At 30.4% G+C, this 21,931-nt stretch carries 22 protein-coding genes; 9 read left to right on the forward strand and 13 right to left on the reverse strand.

The genetic code is table 11. The annotated features are described in order from the left end of the window. Positions 1–45 precede the first annotated feature (45 nt). The 6 genes from H0I27_RS09425 to H0I27_RS09450 all read left to right on the forward strand — a co-directional run bounded on the left by H0I27_RS09425 (position 46) and on the right by H0I27_RS09450 (position 5,276). Positions 46–666 carry a hypothetical protein gene (locus tag H0I27_RS09425; protein ID WP_218730465.1) on the forward strand — a complete coding sequence of 207 codons (621 nt, stop codon included), beginning with the start codon at positions 46–48 and terminating at the stop codon, positions 664–666. A gap of 29 nt (positions 667–695) precedes the next feature. After that, entirely contained in the window at positions 696–1,259 is a 564-nt protein-coding gene (locus tag H0I27_RS09430) for a Crp/Fnr family transcriptional regulator (RefSeq protein WP_218730466.1), read from the forward strand. Between the two features lie 60 nt (positions 1,260–1,319). Continuing rightward, positions 1,320–1,664: an NAD(P)H-dependent oxidoreductase gene (locus tag H0I27_RS09435; RefSeq protein ID WP_302849955.1), complete on the forward strand. Its 345-nt coding sequence runs from the start codon at positions 1,320–1,322 to the stop codon at positions 1,662–1,664. 320 nt (positions 1,665–1,984) lie between these two features. After that, positions 1,985–2,791, forward strand: coding sequence for a class D beta-lactamase (gene blaOXA / locus H0I27_RS09440; protein ID WP_218730467.1), 807 nt, complete (start codon positions 1,985–1,987; stop codon positions 2,789–2,791). 238 nt (positions 2,792–3,029) lie between these two features. Further along, complete coding sequence (locus tag H0I27_RS09445; RefSeq protein WP_218730468.1) at positions 3,030–3,707, forward strand: hypothetical protein; 678 nt, start codon at positions 3,030–3,032, stop codon at positions 3,705–3,707. A 390-nt stretch (positions 3,708–4,097) separates the two neighbouring features. Continuing rightward, positions 4,098–5,276 carry an MFS transporter gene (locus tag H0I27_RS09450; protein WP_218730469.1) on the forward strand — a complete coding sequence of 393 codons (1,179 nt, stop codon included), beginning with the start codon at positions 4,098–4,100 and terminating at the stop codon, positions 5,274–5,276. A gap of 72 nt (positions 5,277–5,348) precedes the next feature. Here H0I27_RS09450 and H0I27_RS09455 read toward each other — a convergent pair whose 3' ends face one another. The 6 genes from H0I27_RS09455 to H0I27_RS09480 form a co-directional block, all read right to left on the reverse strand. Continuing rightward, the gene (locus H0I27_RS09455) at positions 5,349–6,569 is read right to left on the reverse strand and encodes an ABC transporter permease (RefSeq protein WP_218730470.1); all 1,221 of its coding nucleotides are present in this window, start codon (positions 6,567–6,569) and stop codon (positions 5,349–5,351) included. Between the two features lie 2 nt (positions 6,570–6,571). After that, on the reverse strand, positions 6,572–7,315 hold the full coding sequence (locus H0I27_RS09460; RefSeq protein ID WP_218730471.1) for an ABC transporter ATP-binding protein: 744 nt from the start codon (positions 7,313–7,315) through the stop codon (positions 6,572–6,574). 6 nt (positions 7,316–7,321) lie between these two features. Continuing rightward, complete coding sequence (locus H0I27_RS09465) at positions 7,322–8,527, reverse strand: efflux RND transporter periplasmic adaptor subunit (protein WP_218730472.1); 1,206 nt, start codon at positions 8,525–8,527, stop codon at positions 7,322–7,324. A gap of 11 nt (positions 8,528–8,538) precedes the next feature. Continuing rightward, on the reverse strand, positions 8,539–9,870 hold the full coding sequence (locus H0I27_RS09470; protein WP_218730473.1) for a TolC family protein: 1,332 nt from the start codon (positions 9,868–9,870) through the stop codon (positions 8,539–8,541). An 858-nt stretch (positions 9,871–10,728) separates the two neighbouring features. Next, positions 10,729–11,514, reverse strand: coding sequence for a patatin-like phospholipase family protein (locus H0I27_RS09475; protein ID WP_218730474.1), 786 nt, complete (start codon positions 11,512–11,514; stop codon positions 10,729–10,731). Between the two features lie 239 nt (positions 11,515–11,753). Then, positions 11,754–12,761, reverse strand: coding sequence for an LLM class flavin-dependent oxidoreductase (locus tag H0I27_RS09480; protein WP_218730475.1), 1,008 nt, complete (start codon positions 12,759–12,761; stop codon positions 11,754–11,756). 151 nt (positions 12,762–12,912) lie between these two features. Between H0I27_RS09480 and H0I27_RS09485 the strand changes: the two genes are divergently transcribed. Further along, positions 12,913–13,350: a redoxin domain-containing protein gene (locus H0I27_RS09485; RefSeq protein WP_218730476.1), complete on the forward strand. Its 438-nt coding sequence runs from the start codon at positions 12,913–12,915 to the stop codon at positions 13,348–13,350. 19 nt (positions 13,351–13,369) lie between these two features. On the opposite strand, the gene H0I27_RS09490 is transcribed toward H0I27_RS09485, so the two are convergent. The 7 genes from H0I27_RS09490 to H0I27_RS09520 all read right to left on the reverse strand — a co-directional run bounded on the left by H0I27_RS09490 (position 13,370) and on the right by H0I27_RS09520 (position 20,464). Then, entirely contained in the window at positions 13,370–14,644 is a 1,275-nt protein-coding gene (locus tag H0I27_RS09490; protein WP_218730477.1) for a porin, read from the reverse strand. A 270-nt stretch (positions 14,645–14,914) separates the two neighbouring features. Then, complete coding sequence (locus H0I27_RS09495) at positions 14,915–15,304, reverse strand: group III truncated hemoglobin (protein ID WP_218730478.1); 390 nt, start codon at positions 15,302–15,304, stop codon at positions 14,915–14,917. A 66-nt stretch (positions 15,305–15,370) separates the two neighbouring features. Further along, complete coding sequence (locus H0I27_RS09500; protein ID WP_218730479.1) at positions 15,371–17,590, reverse strand: nitric-oxide reductase large subunit; 2,220 nt, start codon at positions 17,588–17,590, stop codon at positions 15,371–15,373. 20 nt (positions 17,591–17,610) lie between these two features. After that, positions 17,611–17,946: a cupin domain-containing protein gene (locus tag H0I27_RS09505; RefSeq protein WP_218730480.1), complete on the reverse strand. Its 336-nt coding sequence runs from the start codon at positions 17,944–17,946 to the stop codon at positions 17,611–17,613. Between the two features lie 59 nt (positions 17,947–18,005). After that, positions 18,006–18,437, reverse strand: coding sequence for an Rrf2 family transcriptional regulator (locus H0I27_RS09510; RefSeq protein ID WP_218730481.1), 432 nt, complete (start codon positions 18,435–18,437; stop codon positions 18,006–18,008). 194 nt (positions 18,438–18,631) lie between these two features. Next, complete coding sequence (locus H0I27_RS09515; RefSeq protein ID WP_218730482.1) at positions 18,632–19,438, reverse strand: universal stress protein; 807 nt, start codon at positions 19,436–19,438, stop codon at positions 18,632–18,634. Between the two features lie 123 nt (positions 19,439–19,561). Continuing rightward, positions 19,562–20,464 (reverse strand): AraC family transcriptional regulator, encoded by a 903-nt coding sequence (locus H0I27_RS09520; protein WP_218730483.1) that lies wholly within the window; start codon positions 20,462–20,464, stop codon positions 19,562–19,564. A gap of 209 nt (positions 20,465–20,673) precedes the next feature. Between H0I27_RS09520 and H0I27_RS09525 the strand changes: the two genes are divergently transcribed. After that, positions 20,674–21,258, forward strand: coding sequence for a TetR/AcrR family transcriptional regulator (locus H0I27_RS09525; protein ID WP_218730484.1), 585 nt, complete (start codon positions 20,674–20,676; stop codon positions 21,256–21,258). A 1-nt stretch (position 21,259) separates the two neighbouring features. Next, positions 21,260–21,922, forward strand: coding sequence for an NAD(P)H-binding protein (locus H0I27_RS09530; protein WP_218730485.1), 663 nt, complete (start codon positions 21,260–21,262; stop codon positions 21,920–21,922). Positions 21,923–21,931 lie beyond the last annotated feature (9 nt).

The following is a 21,931-nucleotide window of genomic DNA, read 5'->3' on the forward strand; positions in this document are numbered from 1 at the left end:
AATTTTATATAATAGAAATGGCAGTAATGCTAAAACGAAACTAAAATGATAGACAGATTTTTAAAAGCAAAACATTGGCAACTTTTCACATTAATGTTTGGAATTCCGATACTATTCCAACTAGTAATGATGGGAACTATGTTTTCGAAAATTAATTCTGAAACAAATCCTGATCCAACAGAAATGTTTAATATATTTAAATTTTCCCCAATAATAATGATACTCTATATGGGCGTCTTCTTTGGTTGGTTTTGGTCTATTGCAATTGGCTTACAAAAGAAAGTACCAGAAAACGTAATAATGAAAACGAAGACATTTAAAGTATTTTTCTTTATTCCATTAGTTTATATACTCTGTATTTCTATTTTTATTGGTGGAATGTTCAGCGGAATAATGCAAACCGAAACAGGACCAAGTGCAGGGTTTGTCGCTGGAATGGTTGGAATAATTCTTCCTCTTCATTTATTGTCAATGTTTGGAATGTTTTACTCTTTGTATTTTGTTGCAAAAACATTTAAAACAGTTGAATTGCAAAAAGAAGTGAATTTTGGGGAATTTGCAGGTGAATTTTTTATGTTATGGTTTTACTTTATTGGAATTTGGATTATACAACCGAAAATTAATAAAATGTCGGAAACTGAAAATACGTTAGTAATAAATAACTGAGTTAGAAAAGCATTGACAACAATTAAAAAATGAGAAATTACCTACGAACATTTAATTTGCTAACCGAACATGAAATCGACCTCTTAGAAAGTAAGGTTCAGAATATTAAATTAAAAAAAGGTGATTTTTTTATCAAAGAAAATCGAGTCTCTAAAGAAGTCGCATTTGTCGTTTCTGGATTGTTTAGGTCATTCTATTATTCTTCTTCTGAAGAGGAAGTTACCTATTGTTTTACCTTTTCAAATTCATTTGTTAGCGCCTACTCTTCTTTTTTATCTCAAACCAAAACTATTGAAAATATTCAAGCCCTCACAGATATAGAACTACTAACGATATCTAGAGAAGATATTTTAATATTGGAGAAATCAAGTACAAATTGGTTGAAATTTTTCAAATTAATTACTGAACAAGAATACATTAAAATGGAAAAGAGAGTTTTGTTGTTGCAAAAAGAATCAGCTGAAAAAAAATATACAGATTTACTTATAAATCACCCAGAATATTTACAATCCATTCCTTTAAATTTTCTGGCTTCATATCTAGGTATCACCCAAAGACATTTAAGTAGAATAAGAAAAACAATTACGAATTAGACGGAACCGGATCTATCTGTAGCAATAGAAAAGATTAAAAAAGCAGACCATATTGTTTGGATATTTCCTATGTGGTGGTATGGTTACCCAGCTATAATGAAAGGATTTATTGATAGAGTCTTTTTACCAGGAATTACATATCAACCAATTGAAGGGAAATCATTACCTGAAAAACTTTTGAAAGGAAAATCTGCAAGATTAATAATTACGGCAGATACCCCAAAATGGTATGATTTCCTGATTATGAAAAGTCCAGCTATTAACCAATTCAAAAATGGAACATTAAAATTTTGCGGAGTAAACCCTGTAAGAACAACTTATATTGCTTCAATAAAAAAATCCTCTTCAAACTTTAGAACAAGTTGGTTGAAAAAAGTGACATTTTTAGGAGAGAGGTTGAAATAAGTATTGAGTTAAAAAGCAACTCTTTTATACATTATTATTACAAGCTCATAATTCTATTCGTTAGTATTTTAAGCTTTTATTTTTTATTTAATTACTATTTATTTTGATAAAACAGAAACGTAGGATTCGTAATATGGTAAGCCTTATTTTGCAATAGCAAAACGTTGTTTTTTTCAATTTATTTGAAACTGATATCAAAACTAATTTCTTACCATTACCTACTTGCAAAAGTCTTCGAGGTCATTCTTTGTCGGTAATTATTTACTATATTAGTTTCTTAAAACACGCAACAAAACACATACAAAAACATCGGTAACCATATGAAAATAAAAATATTAAATATTATTTTAATAGTAAGTATTTTAGTTTCTTGTAATGAAAAAGCTAAAACAAAAGAAATACTTAAACCTGAATTTCAATCAATTATTGATTCAAGTAATGTAGATGGATCTATTCTAATTTATAATCTACATAAAGATTTATTTTATTCTAATAACTTTGATTGGGCTAAAACGGGACGATTACCCGCATCTACATTTAAAATTCCGAATTCTATAATTGCTTTAGAAACTAAAGTTGTAGAAAATGATAGTACATTATTCAAATGGAATGGAGAAAAAAGAGCTTATAAAATCTGGGAACAAGATTTAATATTAAGAAATGCTTTTCAATATTCTTGTGTTCCGTGTTATCAAGAAATTGCTAATAAAATTGGAGAAAAAAGAATGAATAAATATCTTAAAAAATTACAATTTGGAGATATGAATGTTACCTCTAAAAATTTAGATATCTTTTGGTTAGAAGGAAAATCAAGAATTAATCAATTTCAACAAATAGATTTTTTAAAACGTTTTGTTAATTCAGAATTGAAAATTTCTAAAAGAACTGAAGAAATCCTAAAAAGAATATCTTTTATTGAAGAAAACGAAAGATATAAATTATATGGAAAAACAGGTTTATCAGTTAGAAATGGAAATCATAATGGTTGGTTTGTAGGGTATCGTAAATCGAAAAATAACACGTATTTTTTTGCTATTAATATTGAACCTAATGAAAATACGAATAAAGAATTATTTCCAAAATTAAGAAAAGAAATCACTCTTAAAGCTTTAGAATTTATGAAATAAATACAGTTATTAATATCTGTATAATTAATAGGTTTTGCTCACTTACAAAATTCCTTGCAGATGTTCTATTCTGTTTTTATTTACTAAATTAGTTACTTAAACATGCCAATAATTATACACAAAAACCGTTGGGAACAATTAAAACCAAATGAACAGACTACTGATATTATTTTTTTCTTTATCCATAATTGGTTGCAGTAAACAAAAGAAGTTTTTGGACAACGGATTGATCAAAAGTGTGGAAGAAATAACCGAATACACGATTCGAATTCAAGAAGATTCCTTAAAAAACGAAATTCAAGACACTCTTTTAATTGCGATAAAAAGATATAGAGATGATGACCAAATTGCTCTTCAAACTCGAAGAACTTTGTTTGACAATGAACAGATGGAAATTGATTATGTCTATGACTCTTCCGACAGATTAAAGCAAGAAATTGTAAAAATGTCAACAGACAGTATGCCTATCAAAGTAAACTATTCATACAAAAACTCTTTGCTTTTTCAGTCAAGCGGAATTATGGACAATGCAACTGAAAGGTTTGAGCAAATAGAAAATTATTATTACAGAAATAACAAAACCAAAGAAAAATCGATAATGCGACAAATATTTATTGATAAAGAAACTAATGACACGATTCGAAATTCAACGGTGATTACTTACTTCAATACTAATAAAAAAATTGACAGTATTTTATCTATCAATCTTCGTAGACAAGGACAGAGTCGAAAATCAGTTTACGAATCTGATCGAAAGAATTTTATAGGACTTAAGGAATATAATGAAAAAGATTCTTTGCTGTCAAATCAGAAATTTGAGTATAAAATAGATCAATTTGACAATTGGACTGAAAAAAAGATAATTGAAAACGGAACTTTGAAAACAGTGATAATCCGAGAAATAAAATACAAATAACCTTACCCAACAAAGAACTGAGCTAAAAAACAACTCTTTTCTTCAAAGGTATTCACAATTATATTACTTGAACGAAAAGAATATATGGTAAAATTAAATAATTCCTTAAAAATACTATTGCTCATACCCATAATAATTAATTATCCACTATTTCTGTAAATACTATCAAATTTTCTATTCGGTTTTTGTAGTTAATTTAATTACTTTAAACACATTGGCAACAATTAGAAAACGATTACAAAAGTTGTATATGTTTTAGGAATACAATTTCTTAATTAAAAAATAAAGAAAATTAAAATTAGATAAATTAATTAAGCCTTTAATTACTGATACTTTTTATAGTTTTATACATTTGGTGCATTGTTTAAAGGCATTATTAAGATTTAAAATATGAGTAAAAAATTATCCAATTCTGTATTATACTTAATGAGTATATCTGCTGGACTTGTTGTTGCAAACCTTTATTACAACCAACCTCTTTTACACCAAATGGTTGTAGAATTTGGGGTTAGTGAATCTGCCGTAAGTAATGTGCCTTTAGCAACACAATTAGGGTATGCTTTTGGATTGTTATTTATTGTGCCTTTGGGGGATAAAGTTTCTAACAAAAAAATATTACAGTTCGATTTTGCTTTAATGATACTTTCATTGATTGCGGCTTCATTATCAAGCACATTATATCTATTGATTATAAGTAGTTTTTTTATTGGTTTTTCATCAGCAATACCTCAATTATTTGTACCGATGGTTGCACAATTATCGGATGATAAAGGCAAAGGACGTGCCATTGGTATTGTAATGAGCGGACTACTTATTGGTATTTTAGGAAGCCGTGTTATAAGTGGTGTTGTAGGCAAATGGTACGGATGGCGCTTTATGTTTACTGCCGCAACAGTACTCATGGTATTGTTGTTTATTTTACTTCAATATAAACTACCAAAAATTAAACCTAGTTATAAAGGAAGTTACGGAAGTTTATTAAAATCTATAGGACATTATTTTAAAACAGAACCCTCATTAAGATTGGCTGCATTACGTGGCGGACTTGGTTTTGCAGGATTGAGTATTTTTTGGACAACCTTTGTTTTTTTAATGGAAGATCATTTTGGTTACGATAGTGATATTGCTGGAGCCTTTGGTGTTTTTGGTATTGTTGGTGCACTTGGAGCAACCGTTGTAGGGAAGATAAGTCATAAATATAAACAAAAACAACTTATTGTCTTTTCTACCATACTATTGATGATTTCTTGGATGATTTTCTTTTTTTCGGGATACTCTTTAATTGGTCTAGCATTAGGGGTAATTATTGTAGATTTAGGTTTGCAAGTTTTACACATTACCAATCAGGTTAGTATATTTTCTAAGAATCCGGAAGCTAGAAACCGTGTGAATACAGTTTATATGGTCGGCTTTTTTATAGGTGGTGCTTTCGGTACTTTTTTAGGAGCTTTTGCTTGGGAACATTTTGGTTGGCAAGGTGTTTCTACTTTAGGTTTCCTTATAGCAATCGCTATTTTAATGGTTCAATTTATTTATGACTCAAAGACTTCAATTATAAAAAAAGACTAACTGTTTTAAACAATTAGTCTTTTAAAATATACTTAAATAGCTGTTATATTTTAATTATTAAATGTAATGCTATTACTCGTAACGAAGCGCTGTTATAGGATCTAATGCTGATGCTTTTCTTGCAGGATACCATCCGAAGAAAATACCTGTTACAGCACAAACTACAAAAGAAATAATGATAGAGTATAACGCCACACTGGTAGGCCAATTTAAGAATTTCTCTATAAATACCGTGGCTGCAAGTCCCAATAAAACACCTAATAACCCGCCTGTAATACTAATTAAAATAGCTTCTATTAAAAACTGCATTAAAATATCAGCCCCCTTTGCTCCTACTGCCATTCGTAAACCAATTTCTTTGGTACGTTCTTTTACAGAAACATACATAATATTCATAATACCAATACCACCAATTAATAATGAAATACCTGCTACTGCTACTAAAAGTAGCGTTAACATTTCACTGGTAGAACTAAAAGTAGAAATTAATTCTTCCATAGAACGTACATTAAAATCGTCTTCATCAGTTTCTCTTAGTTCGTGTTGGTTTCTTATAATTTCTGAAACTTGCGTTACAGCTTCTGGTGCTTCATCTTCACTTATTGCAGATGCCATAATAGATTCTAAATGAGTTATAGCTAAAATCCTTTTTTGAACTGTTGTGTAAGGTGCTATTACAACATCATCTTGATCTTGACCAAACGTATTTTCTCCTTTTTCTTCTAAAACACCAATAACTTTAAAAGGAATATTGTTAAAACGAATCATTTTCCCTACAGGTTCTGCTCCATCAGGAAAAACATTATCTACCACAGTTTGTCCTATTAAAGCAACTTTTGCAGCTGTTTTTACTTCGGTATCTGTAAACATACTTCCGCTTTGTAAATCGACTACTTTAATTTTTAAATAATCTGGGTTTACACCATAAATAGTACTTGGCCAGTTATTTGCCCCACTAATAACTTGTCCACCTCCATTAACTAATGGTGATATATACGTTAGTAAGTTTGCTTGTTCTTTAATGGCAAAATAATCACTTAACTTTAATGTTTCCATAGCACTTCGTGCTTGCTTAACACCACCTCTTACATCAGACCCTGGTCTTATAGTAATCATATTAGAACCCATGGCAGAAATAGAAGTTCTAATACTTTCTTTAGATCCTTCACCAATTGCCAACATCGTTATTACAGAAGCCACACCTATAATAATACCTAACATGGTTAATAAGGTTCTTGTTTTATTAAGAACGATGGCTTTAAATGCTATTTTTAATAAGTTTAATAGTCTCATAATTAATCGTCTTGTTTAGGTAATTTTGCTAATTCTATCGCTGCGGATAGAATTTTTTCATTTTGATAATCTTTAATAACATTACCGTCTTTTAACACAATTGTTCTATTACTAAATGTAGCTATATCTGGCTCATGTGTTACAAAAGTAATCGTAATGCCTTGTTTATTTAACTCTTGAAATAAGGACATAATTTCGTAAGATGTTCTAGTATCTAAATTCCCTGTAGCTTCATCAGCAAGAATCATTACAGGGTTATTTACCAAAGATCTTGCAATGGCAACACGCTGTTGTTGTCCTCCAGAAAGTTGAGATGGAGTGTGATCCATTCGCTCTCCTAAACCTACCATTTTTAAGGCTTTTATAGCACGCTCTCTTCGTTCTTCTGTAGAAACTTTACTGTTGTATAACAATGGTAATTCTACGTTTTCTATGGCAGATGTTCTTGCTAATAAATTATAAGATTGAAAAATAAATCCTATTTTTTCATTTCTAATGGTTGCCAGTTCATTTCTGCTTAAGTCTTTCACTTTTACCCCATTAATCTCATAAATACCAGAAGTTGGCTGGTCTAAACATCCTAAAATATTTAATAGGGTACTTTTACCAGAACCACTAGAGCCCATAATAGTTACAAACTCTCCTTCTTTAATATCGAAAGAAATACCTCTTAATGCATGAACCGTTTCGGTTCCCATGGTAAACTCTCGTTTTAAATCTTCTATTTTAATGATTTCTTTACTCATGGTTTTTTATTTTTTTTTGCCTCCTGGACGTTGTGGCATAAACGGACTTTCATTAGAGTTAGTTCCTGATGCTGCTGATGCTTTCGTAGTTTCTTTTAAACTATACACCAATTTATCATCCATAGAAACACCACTTAATATCTGAACATTTACACCATCACTTGCGCCTAAGGTTACTGTTTTTGGAGTAATACTTCTATCTTTATTTAATACCCAAAGCGTTGTTTCATTTTTTACGGGAAAATTGGTTGCTTCCAGTATGTTATGATGTACATTATAGGTCGATAAAATTGCTGCTTGTGGACTAAAATTAATCGCTTTTGCTTCTGCTGTTAACACATTATTCAACTCTAAGGTAAAAATAGAAATGGTTGCTGTTAAGCCTGGGTTTAATTTTAAGTCTTCATTATCAGCTTTAACCACAACTGTATAAGTCACTACATTTGAGGTCACTGTAGGATCCAAACGTACTTGGGTTACAACACCATTAAAAGTTTCGCCTATATAAGCATCTACAGTAAACTCTACTCTTTGTCCTTCTTTAACCTGACCTATATCTGCTTCATCTACATCTGCTTCTACTTGCATTTCTTTTAAATCTTGCGCAATGGTAAACAAGGTTGGTGTACTTAAACTAGCTGCAACCGTCTGACCTTCATCTATAGTTCTAGACAATACAACTCCATTTATAGGCGAATAAATATTGGCATATCCTAAATTTGTTCTTGCAGATTGTAAGTCTGAATAACGTTGAGTAACCGTTCCTTTTGCGGTTTCGTAATTATAAGTTGCCTCATCAAAATCTGCTCTACTGATTACCTGATTCTCAAACAAAGATTTTTGTCTGTCGTAAATTGTTTTCATGTAATTTCTTTGACTTACCGCATTGTCATAACTTGCTTGCGTTTGCGAAAGAGACGATTTTAAATTGGTTTTATCCAACTCTGCAATTAGCTGACCTTCTTTAACAATGCTGTTATAATCTACATATATTTTTTCTACAACTCCAGAAACTTGTGTACCTACTTCTACTTGCGTAATTGGTTCTATCGTTCCGGTTGCAGTAACCATAGTAGTTACATTTTCTTTTTTAGCCAACACTGTTTTTGCTTCTATAATGATAGCATCATCGCTATTTATAAAAAAGTATCCTACAATAGCCAATACAACGACTACAATGCTGATAATGATGATGTTTTTATTTTTTTTCATGATTTTATTAATTAAAGTTTGATATCGTTTCCTTGATAAAATTGTAATAATTGATGGTATAAAATATTTAAGTATTTAGATTGTAAATAGTTTTGTTGTGCGTTGGTATACGTGTTCTGACTAATCACTAAATCAGTAGTACTTAAAGCCCCTAATTCGTACTTTTTTTGTGCCAATTTATAAGATTGTTCAGCCGCTACTTTAGAGGCTTCTGCTGCAATAACTTGCTCTTGTGCAGACAATGCGTTTTGATACGCTGTTTCTACTTTTTTATACACTTCTTTTTCTGTAGATAACTTTTGTATTTCTGCTTTTTCAATGTTGATGCTTGCCGTTTGTACCGCCGATTTTGTTTGATTTCTATTAAAAATTGGAATCGTTAAAGTCAACCCTAATTTCTGATTGAAATTCACATCAAACTGATCTGAAAATGTATTATCGTTAATACTTGTATATCCAGAACCTAAACTTCCTGATAAAGCCAGTGTTGGTAAAAATCCTCCTTTTGCAATGTCTAGTTGTTTTTTATTGGCTTCTATATTTAAGTTACTAGATTGTATTTCTGGTAAAATCCCCAATGCTTTTTCATACACATCCGCTTTGTTTAATTCTATATTTACCAAATCCATATTTTCATTAATGGTTTCAATTTCCAACTCTTGAATTGGAGATAATTCTAGTAATTGTTTTAAGGCAATAATATATTGTTGATAATTATTCTTAGCAGTAATTACATTGTATTTGTTAGTTGCTGCCTGACTCTGAGCTTCGGTATAATCGCTTAAGGCAATGGTTCCTGCATCTAAACGCGACTTTGCTCTTACTACTTCTGTTTCTGAAGCTAACAAGTTATTTTTTGCTATTTCAATACTTTCTTTGCTATACAATGTTTGTAAATACGTTTCTAAAATATTTAAAACAATGTTATTTTGTGTTACTTCTTCTTCAAATACACTTTGGCTAAATAAGATCTTATTTTGTGCTATTTGGTTGGTAATCTGATTCCCTTGAAACAACGTCATAGAAGTATTGATACCTACATTTGTACTATGTATTTGATCTGTAACATAACTACTTGTAATTGGGTCGATGGTATTTCCGTTAGAAAAACTTTGCGATGCGCTTCCAAATAAATTTGGTAATCGAGATGATTTTGCTTTGTTATAATCTATTTCAGCAATGTTTTTAGTAAGTGCTGCATCTTTAATTGTAATATTGTTTTCTAAAGCATATTCGATGCAATCTTGCAAAGACCATACTTTTGATACGGAATTTGTAGTTACATCTTGCGCAAAAGAAAACTGCACAAATAGTAAACTTGCTATGAGTATATATAATTTCATTTTATCAGTGTTTTAAATTAACACTTCAAAGGTGAAACTATATACTCTCTTATAAGAATGCAATATACGTTTGCAGGAATTGACTATACGAAAGCCTTTTTTTTATGGATGGGAATTTTATGATTTGTTCCATGAAGAAGACCTATTTATAATAAAAAGGATTATTTATTATTATGAGATTTTAGACCGACTTCAAGTTTTTAAGATCTAAAAGGTCTTTTTAAGTTATAATTAAATTGACTGTGAGTAACGGGAATTTAGCTAGAAGAATTAAAAAGTAAAACTTTAATAACTCCTTTAAAAACTATTTTCATTGTTCTTTTCCATTGATGAAAAGAACCAAAAATCTAGACTTCTGATAATTTTATTGAATTCTACAAGATTTTACACTATCGTATCCAGACCGCAAAAGCTCTTTGGACACTTGCCGCTCCATATCTTTTGAATTACTACTAAAATTATAATATGTCGGGGTTAGATTGTAATTTATATTTTTCAATCGTATTTCATTTTATGTCTCAGAAACATTTACACTTTTTAAAAGGAAAGTCTAATAAGGTTTTTTATAAGTCATTGTTAGGCACGAAGCAATCTATGACTGATACTATAGAATAATTGGATTTGTTTATAATGATCTTAAAGTTATACTTTTTAAAATTTATATTCATTGTTCTTTCCCATTGATAAAAAGAACCAAAAATCTAGACTTCTGATAATTTTATTGAATTCTACAAGGTATTGCTCTATCGTGTCCAGACCGCAAAAGCTCTTTGGACACTTGCCGCTCCATATCTTTTGAATTACTACTAAAATTATAATATGTCGGGGTTAGATTGTTGCTAGATAAAAGAGAATAAATTAAAGACCATCTAAATACAATTTCCCAATATTATAGATCTTTTCAGAATCTTTATTATCCAATCCAGAATACTCAGACAACGGAAAACTAACAGTCATTTTTGTGAAATCAAACTTAAAATTTTCTGCAGCATGCGATTTTAAATAAGTAGCATGTGTAATTACTTTAAAGGTCGAATTTAATTGTAAAGGTGTTTTTGGGGCAGGTTCTGCTACATAACTTCCTATAATGGGTAATCCTGATTTTAGAAAGGGTTTTATTGGAAAATTATCTAAAATTCCGCCATCGGAATACAAGGTTTTATTAATGATAATAGGTGTAAAAATACCTGGAATGGCACAAGATGCCAATACAGGTTTTAATAATTTACCCTTACTAAAATAACGAGGTTTACCGCTTTGCATGTTAGAGGCAGTAATGTAAATTGGAATTTTTAAATCTCTAAATTTATCTTTTATTTTATTTTCTATAATCGATTTGAATAAAAAAGTATCAAAAATCCCTGCTTTTGTCATGCTAAAGAAGGAGAACTTAAAAAGACTCGTTCTTTTAAAGATTTCTAAAATTTCTTGCGTAGAAATACCAGAAGCATATAATGAGGCAACCAAAGCGCCTCCACTACTCCCGGAAATAGCATTTATTTGCAAGCCTAATTCTTCTATTTTTTCTATCAAAGCCAAATGAGCAGCACATTTAATGCCTCCTCCAGATAATACTAAATTTATAGGAATGTTTACATTTAGTTTAGAAAGTTGTTCACTGTAATTTATAGGTATTGGGATCATTTATTTAAACTCTAAAATACACGTAAATATACTTTTAAAATGGCTTATAAGCTATTTATTACGACGGCAATCATATCACAACTATAGAAGTCATAAAATTCGAATAACGATTCTATTGACTTAAATCAAAATGTTTGATTGAGCGGAGTCGAAACCTATGTTAGCAATTCAATAGTTTTCGACTGCGCTCGAACGGAGAATGAGAGATTTGACAATTACTTTGATTCGTTGCTGATTCATTAAGAATTCAACTCTTTCATAATTTCTGCAAACAATTTATAAGATCGTATTCTATCATCAATACCATATATATTAGTTACGGCAATCAATTCGTCTGCTTGTGTTTGTGCTAAAAACTCCTTTACTTGTGCTTTTACAGTTGCTTTACTTCCTATAAAAGAATATTTTAGCATTTGATGCACTTGTGGATTTTCTAGAATCTCCTTATAATAATCCGTCATTGGCGTTGGTGGTTGTACAAAATCTCTTTTTCCTGTAAACAAACCAAGTATCATTCTAATTAAAGAAGTAGATAAATTGGCTGCTTCTTCATCTGTTTCTGCAATAATAATATTTACACCCGCAATGATATACGGTTTTTCTAAAACATCCGAAGGTTGAAATTCTTCTCTATAAATTGCCAAAGCATTCCATAAATGTGTAGTAGCAAAATGACTTGCAAATGCATACGGCAATCCTTTTTTAGCTGCCAAATGTGCACTGTCTGTGCTAGATCCTAAAACATAAAGTGGCACATCTACTCCTTCTGCAACGGTTGCTCTTACTTTTGCTTGCTCGTTTTCTTTAGAAAAATAAGTCTGAATTTTTTCTATCTCTCTCGGAAAATGTTGCGCTGCTTCCATAAAATCCGATCGAATGGCTTGTGCCGTTTCTCTGTCGGTACCGGGAGCTCTCCCCAAACCTAAATCTATTCTATTTGGATACAAAGCACCTAACGTACCAAATTGTTCGGCCACAATTAAAGGCGAATGATTAGGCAACATAACACCACCAGAACCAACACGAATGGTCTTTGTTCCTTCAGCGGCATAACCAATTAAAATACTGGTAGCAATACTACCAATATTAGTAGAGTTATGATGTTCTGCTAACCAATAGCGCGTATACCCAAATGTTTCGGCATTTTGTGCCAGTTCTCGTACATTGTTAAAAGTATCTTTTAAAGTATTTCCTTTAGAAACTAAAGCAAGATCTAAAATGGAATATGCGGTATTTTGAGTTTTCATAAGTATTTAAAATCAATAATTATATCTAAAATATAAAGTCGTTTTGAGGGGTACAAAATTACAGAAAGCAGTACGTTTTTAAGGGAATATTTTGTTAATATACATAATGAAACCTTAAATTTGTATATCACTCTTAAAGCCAAAAATATAGATGCATAGTTTTATAAAATCAATCCCTGTTTTAGATTTAGAAGGTAATGCTGTAGATTTAATAACTGCTTATCAAAATAAAGTTTTACTATTGATAATTTATAACAACGATTGTTTAGGCTGCACGGGGCGTGCCATTCCGTTGGCGTATGAATTTCAGCAAAAATATCCAACCATTCAAGTTGCTGGCATTCATGCCGATTTTCCAAATAGAGAAGGAACAAAAGCCAATATTAAAAGTATTTTTACAAGTGGTGAGAATCCATTTCCTATTTATATTGATAAAAACCACAAAGTTTATGATCAATTTAAAGCAGAAGGAACGCCACAATGGTTGTTAATTACAGAAAAAGGAGAATTGTATCGTTCTATTTTCGGGTCGCAAGAAAATGCAGCAAATCGTTTGTTTTATGCTTTAGAAAGTTTAGATGAAAAGTAATTTACTGAACAATGATTTTTTAATTTACTATTATTTGATACTGTAATACCAACATACCTTTACGTTCATCTACTTTTATTTGATTGTTTATATTTTGATAAACAGGTCTATTTTGATATCCTAAACTTAATTTATTACTGTGCCCTTTAAAGAAACAGTTTACTCCTAAATCATACACCACCATGGTATCATCTAAGGCATCAAAATCTGAATATTGTATAGCAATATTAGGTTGTAATTGATAACTTTTTTTACCCTTTGCTAATAAATATCCTAATTGAAAAAAGGTAGTATTTCCGGTTCCCATCATCGGGAAATCGTTACCACTTCCATTAAAAGAGGTCCCTCCAGAGGTAATATCATTCGCACCAACGTTTCTAACATAATTAGGGCCAAAATCATTATGATTGTATCCTAAATAAGTAGTAATAGCAGTTCCTTTTTCTTTATTTAAAGGAGCATCATAAAACACATCTACTGCCCAATTTTTAAAATCGTAATATTTTTCGATACCATTTACCAATTGCGAAGTCATTTTAGGTTGATTCATAAAACCAGCACCTAGATTTAAAATATTTTTTGTTCCTAAATAAGTTCCTGCTCCTCCGCTGTAGGCAGATTTGTTACTTTCATTATCTAAAAACTCATATTTGACATAACCAGAAATTCTTTTTCTTGGTTTATTAATTGCATAGTCTACTTTACCTTCCGTTGCTGCTATTCCATATTGAACAGGGTCTTTTAAAGATAGTATATAATCGAACTTATGTATTTGTCCTTTAGCCCAAATACCTAATCCACGAGCAATATCATCATTTTTATTTACTGTTAGTAGAGAATACAAAGGAGCATCAATAGCCATTAAATTAGCACTACTTCTTACATTCCAACGGTTTAAACCATCCCAACCAGATTCTCCAAAACCTAAAGCAAATTCCTTTGCAAACTCATATTCGGCATACAAATCTAAAACACCAAACTTAAAATCTTTTTCAGATTTGCTATTCATATTATTACCACCAAACAAAGAGTATACATATAATTTAGGTGTTAATTGTGCAGAAACTCCCATTCTTAATCTTCTTATAGAGACATCAAACACATTGTTAGCAGTTTCATTATTTATAGTTGTACCCGGGTTAGTATCCATATACCTAGCCCATAAATTCATTCTAAGCGAGGCTTTTATATAGGTTTCCCCTGTTTCATCGAGATTTAATTTTAGTTTATTGCTTTGTCCGTAGCTAAAATTGGATAATAATGTTAAAATAAAAAGAAGTCTTATTACTTTCATAATTGGTTTAATAATTGTTTGATGCAATTAATGTTCAAACACTTTACAAGCAGCAAAACTATATAAATTCTAAAATAGACTTACTGACATTTGTCACTTAATTACTTTTTTGAAATAGGTCTCGATTTTTTTAGATTTTAAAGGCTATCATGATTAAATATTATCAAAGATAAAAATAACCACAAATTTCAGTTTTTGAACCTTAGATCATAATTATATCAATAAAAAACAGAAGTATTAGTGTTTAAGCACTTCTAACTGCACAAGAGATTACACTCCTCTACTTTTCCAAACATTTAAATACTGGCCTGTTGCCATTCTTCTAGACGCATCTTTGGCTCTTTGTGCTACATCACCAAAGTATAAAGAATCAATTGTTTGAAACCAAATCTGTAACCATTGTCCAAAATGTTCCTGACTCATGGTATGCTTTAAATGTTTATCGACTTTTAAATGTGCTTTTGTAGGGTTTCCTTTAAAGCAAACATCACCCAATAATGCCGTCACCCAAAAATCAGTTAACTTTTCTAAATGTGGAGGCCATTGTTCTGCTTTTAAATGATGATTAAATATGGGACTTAATAACGCATCTTTTCTAACTTCATTATAAAAAGTAGTGACCAATATATTTATATCTGCTCTGTTTTCTATTTCTTTCATTTTATAAAAAATTAAATCAGCACAAACCTATGAAAGGCCTATGCTGATTCTATATTAATTTAAAAATTAATTTTTCTTTTTGATACAATAAATGGTTTCTTGTATGGTAAACCAACAAAAGTAAAAGATACCTACAGAAAAAATAACGTCACCAATCATACGCATCCATTTTAAGGTTTGTACTGTTGGAGAATACAATAATTCTGCATCTCTTGCAAAAGAATATCCTTTTGTAATTGATGTGTATGCCTGTATAATTCCTATAGGTAACATGCTTAAAAAGACCATAGCTATTAAACCAATATTTAAAAACCAAAAAGCTCTTTTTAATTTTACAGAACTCCATACTCTGTCAGAATAAAAACGCAAACAGATAATAATGAATCCCATACCTAACAATCCATAAACACCAAATAAAGAAGTATGTGCGTGTACTGCTGTGGTATTTAATCCCTGAATATAATATAATGCAATTGGTGGGTTAATTAAGAAACCAAATACACCTGCTCCTACCATGTTCCAAAATGCTACAGCAATAAAGAAAAATATAGGCCATTTGTATTTCTGAATCCATTCGTTAGATTTTAAAAGATTCCAATTTTCACGAATTTCAAATCCCATTAAAGTTAACGGCACTACTTCTAAAGCACTAAAGGTTGCACCTAAAGCAATGGCTTGCACGGGTGTTCCAGAATAGTATAAATGGTGTAAAGTTCCAATAATTCCTCCTGCTAAAAATATGGTTGCAGAAGCAATAGAAGCTTTTCCTGCTGTTTTTGCTGATAAAATTTTCATTCTTAAGAAAATAAAAGCAATAACTACAGTTGCAAAAACCTCAAAGAAACCTTCTACCCAAAGGTGTACAAGCCACCATCTCCAATAGTTAATTACTGGTAAACTACTGTTTTCTCCATACATTAATCCAGAGAAGAAAAACATACCAATGGCAATAACAGATATTAAAAGAATAATTAATAAATGTTTAGAATCATCATTTTTCTTGATAGCAAACACTACGTGTCTACCTACCATAAGTACCCATAAAACCAAACCGACACCTAAGAATATTTGCCAAAACCTACCTAAATCCATGTACTCATATCCTTGATGACCAAAGAAGAAATTGGTTGTTAAATCTAAAAATTGATGCACACCTAACCACTCACCCATCATAGAACCTAATACAATAAGTAATAACGCTATGAATAGAAAATTTATTCCGAATACTTGATACTTCATATCTTTACCACTAATCATTGGTGCTAAAAATAATCCTGTTGCTAACCACGTTGCAGCAATCCAAAAGACAGCCAATTGTGTATGCCAAGTTCTGGTAATAGAATATGGAAGAAAACTAGATAAATCAAAACCAAAAAACGCTTGACCTTCTACGGTATAATGCACTGTTAAAGCCCCTAAAACAACTTGTAAGGCAATTAATAATGAAATTACAATAAAGTATTTTAATACTGCTTTTTGAGATCTAGAAAGCACTAAAGTATCTAAAGGATCTTTGTCTGGGTGTTTTACAGCTTCTCCTTTTTCATGATTACGGATGTAGTAATACGTTAATCCTCCGATAAATAAAAGTAAAAGAACAATAGAAAACCCAGACCATATTTGAGAGTCTGGCGTAATTGTATTGTCAATTAAAGGTTCGTGAGGCCAATTAGAAGTATACGTATAATCTTTCTCTGGTCTGTTGGTACTTGCTGCCCAAGAAGTCCAGAATAAAAAAGCATTTAATTGTGCTAATTTTGTAGTGTCTACTAAAGCCCCTTTAGGAATTGCATATTTTTCATATCCATTAGAAAAAATGTCTGTATAATGTTTGTAATTTTCTAATATAGCCGCATAACGATCTTTAGAAATGGTAATGCTACCTGTTTTAGCATTATAGGTATTTGTTTTAATATGCTGAATTAATCGTGCTTTTAAAGCAGCCTTATTTTCTACACCTAAGTTTTCGTAAGTTGAATTAAAATCTTTTTCTGCCCAAGCATTCAACATAAATACGGCTTCTTTATGTATCCAATCTGCAGACCAATCGGGTGCTACATAACTACCATGGCCCCAAATAGAACCTACTTCCATTCCTCCAATAGATTCCCAAACATTCTGACCAATTTGTATATCTGCTTTGGTTAAAAATGTTTCTCCGGTTTCTTTTATAATAACGGTTTCTGGGATGGGTGGTTGTGTTTGATATACCTCTGTTCCTACCCAAATAAGTACTATAAAGGAAAGGGTTACTACGCTAGTAAATGCGATCCAAACTTTTTTCATTTCTCTTTTCTTTTAATAAATTATACTACGTCTTTTACTCTTTGTACACTGTCTGCAACTGAAACTGTAAGTCTAATTATGCAATCTTCTTTACAATATAAATCGTGAGGTACATTTGCGTCTAACGCAATTAAGTCTCCTCTTTTTAATAGTTGTTTTTCTCCTTCTACTCCAAAATCTATCGCTCCTTCAAATATTTCTATCACAATAGGAAACGGTGCTTTGTGCTCTTTCATTTGTTGCCCTTTTTTCATAAGGATTCTTATCTCTTTTGTAGTTGCTGTTTTAATTAATACGGTTATTGCAGGTTTGTCTTCTCCGTAGATTAAATTTTCTGTTATTGATGTTGCTTTCATAATGTTTAAGTTTAATTAAAGTATTAAAAGATTTTTATATCTTTTATTTGATTAAATTTTTATCGTTTTAAGATGAAACCATCTAAATTCATATCATTTAAAAGTGATGTAATAGAAGTGTTTTCTAACATGTTTTTTAGGTTTTCACGGATATCAACAAATTTATAATGTAACGGACAAGGTGAATTTGCATCACATTGTTTTAAACCTAAACCGCAACCTTTGTAAATGGTATCTCCATCTAAAACACTTACAATTTCACTTAGTTTGGTTTCCATTTTGTCTTCTGTAATAGTAAAACCGCCATACGGACCTTTTACAGAGGTTATAATATTATTTCTTTTTAATTGCTGTAAAATTTTAGCTGTAAAAGCTTGTGGTGAGTTTATTTCATCAGAAACTTTACTCATACTGACTTTATGACCATGAGCAGTTTCTTGCGCTATAAATAGTACTGCTCTTAAGCCGTATTCACAAGTTTTTGAAAACATATTATCTTAGTTTTAATGCCGCAAATATATGGTATATTTTATAAAGGACAAATATATCCCTTATAAAATAAATATTAATTATTTATCCCTCCTTTTTTCCTAAAAAAACAGTTTCTTGCTAATAAAAAAACCTTGTACTATTCCTTTTGGAACAATACAAGATTTAAATTAGGGAAATATTCAATGAGGAATTGTTATTCTATAGGGATTGACAGTAACGGAATATTTTGCCCAGAAGCCATGACTCTTGTTTTACTTTTATGTACAATAGATTCCCAAAAACCATATTTTTTTGGCATCATAACCAAAAGATCTGAATTCGATTTTTTAATTTCACTCTCAATTGATTCAATTACAGAGTTCGATTTTACATTTTTATAAAAATGGGTAACATCTTCTAATTCTTTATTTAAGATACTAGGTGTTTTTGTCTTTAATTCTTCAACTTTTTGATCCACATAAAAAACAGTTACAGCAGCTTTTAAACTTAAGGCAACCTGACGCAATTTAGCCAATGTTTTTAAGGGAATATCTTGTAAAATATCACACGCAAAAAGTATTTGTTTTATTTCCTTAAATTTTGCTTCTAAAGGAATTGCTAATACCGGAAATTCTTTCATACTGATGACACTCGTTGTTGGATTCCCTAATAAATTTTGTTCCATAGATTTTGGAGACATTCCAATTACTAAAAAACGACCGTTATACTCTTTCATTAAGTGATCTACTTCTTCTCCTAAATCGCTATAACTACTCTTGTAAGAAACTTTAATTTGAAACTCTTTACTTAAATTGGCAGCTAATTTTTTTAATTTTTCTTTATTTTTTTGAAATAAAATATCTAAAGACATGGCAGACAACCTACTATTTGCAGCATGTACAGGTAATCTAAATGCATGGAAAAGTACAAGTTCTGACTGAAATTGTTTTGTTAATGCAGCGGCGTATAATACAGCGTTATCAGATAGTTTAGAAAAATTGGTAGCTACTATAATACTCATAAGGTAGATGATTTGATTATATTCAAAGATAAAAAATAATCAGCATTATGAGGTAGTCGAAAAAAGGGATGTATTGGTCAAAAACGTGTTTTTAGAGAAGTTTAACAAAAAATTGTACTTCAATTAATTTGTGTTTTTTCTAAAGTAAGAAGGTGATACACCTGTATTTTTCTTAAAATATTTACCAAAAAAAGAAAGGTTGCTAAATTTTAATTCATTTGCAACTTCAGAAATACTTAATAAAGGATTGCTTAATAATAATTTAGCTTCCATAATTACAGCATCATCAATTAATTGACTGGCAGTTTTATCTGAAACCTCCTTTAAAACCTTTGATAAATGTGCAGCTGTTAAATGCATGCAACCAGCATAGAACTTAACAGAACGTTCATTTTTAAAATGATCATTTAAAATGGTTAAAAACTGAAGTGTTAATTGCTGTTTCCTATTTAAATGCGCTTCTAAATTTGGATATTCTCTTTTAAAAATGGCTCCGTAATGATATAATAATAAACCAAAGGAGTGCATTATAATTTCATTTCTAAAAGGTAAAAGAAGTGCATCTGCATTGTTGTTATTCGCTAATAATTTAGACAATACTATAGAAGTTTCTTTTTCTTCGTTTAATAATTTTAACTTCGGATAACTGTTTGCCGTTAAAAAGTCTATGGCATCAAATTCTGCTTTTTTTAAAAGGATCTTAAAAATAAAATCGACTGTAAAACTAACGCTAATAATCTCTATATCTTTACTTATTTCAGTAATTTGAGAAACCGTTTGGGGTTTCACAACAATCATCTCACTACTTTCTAAAGTGTGTTTAATTAAGTTTAACTGTAACTTAATGAATCCTTTAAGTATCAACAAAAAAGTATAATTCCCGGATCTAAAGGGTGCTAAAAAAGGAGTTTCATCAAAATTATTTTTAGATATATGCACATGTAAATCTGTGTACAGTTGTGGCTTGTCTCCAATAATTTTGACAACGTCGTTAATACTATAATTTTTAATGAAAGGTTCTTGCAATTGTTTCTTCTAGTTATTGGTTGATCAAAGATACCAATTTCTATAATCAACTTGTATTATATCTCTTTTCTATTGTCTTCCCTATTCTAGACTTACTTTTGGTTATGCACCGTAATCAATAATATCTATAATTGTATAAATATAAATCTTTGTTAAAAAAAAAGAATGAACGTTCATTTTTATGTACATTTGCATCAGAATAAAACAATATGGCAAGGCTTCAAAAAAGTATAGATAAACGTAATGCACTAATAAAGGCAACAATTGAGCTCGTTAATAATAACGGATTTCATGCGACACCTATGAGTAAAATTGCGAAAATGGCAAATGTATCCCCTGCTACCATTTACTTGTATTTTGAAAACAAGCAAGATTTAGTAAATAAAACCTATATAGAGGTAAAAGCAAGATATACAGATTATGCATTTGAAACTTATAAAGCAAATATGTCTATTGAAGAAGGTTTTAAATTAATTTGGAATCGCATTGCTAACTTTAAATTAAAAGAATGTGAGAATGCTATGTTTTTGGCACAATGTGATAATACGCCAATGATTGACGAACCAAGTAGACAAGAGGGTATTAAACATTTACAGCCTTTACTCGACTTATGGACTCGCGGTAAAAAAGAAGGTATTATAAAACCAATGTCCGATTATATTTTGTACGCATATGCTATAAATCCATTATCATTTTTAATGATGTCTGAAAAAAGAGGTTCTTTTAAATTAAATGAAACTCATTTAGAAGAAGCGTATCAATCTGCATGGAGCAGTATAAAACTTTGTAAATAAGATGAAGAAAACGGCAATCATTTTAGGTGCAACCGGTTTAACTGGTAATCATATTCTTCATAAATTAATTGAAGATAAAAACTACGAGACAATAAAATTATTTTCTCGTTCTAAAATTGATGGTTTACCCAAAAAGGTAAAACAGTTTATAGGTAACATTTTAGATCTAACACAATTTAAAGCAAATTTTACAGCAGACGAAGTGTATTGTTGCATTGGTACAACTGCTAAAAAAACTCCAGATAAAACATTGTATAAAAAGATAGATTATGGCATTCCGTTTGCTGCCGCAAAACTATCAAAAGAAAATAACATCGCTACTTTTTTAGTGGTTTCTGCAATGGGAGCGAATGCACAAAGTACTGTCTTTTACAATAAAACAAAAGGCGAAATGGAACGTGATGTTTTAAAACAAAATATTATAAACACTTTTATTTTAAGACCTTCCTTAATTGGTGGAGAAAGAAAAGAAAGTAGAATCTTAGAAAAAATAGGTTTGGTTGTTATTAAATTAATTCAACCTTTATTTATAGGAAAACTAAAAGAATATAAAATTATAGATGCTGAAAATATTGCACAAGCAATGATAAACTTAGCAAATACTAAAAATAATGCCGGAGTCATAATTACTTCAAACGATATAAAAAAACTTTCAAAAAAATAAATAAAGAAC

The sequence above is a fragment of the Polaribacter sp. HaHaR_3_91 genome (assembly GCF_019278525.1).
Classification (GTDB): domain Bacteria; phylum Bacteroidota; class Bacteroidia; order Flavobacteriales; family Flavobacteriaceae; genus Polaribacter.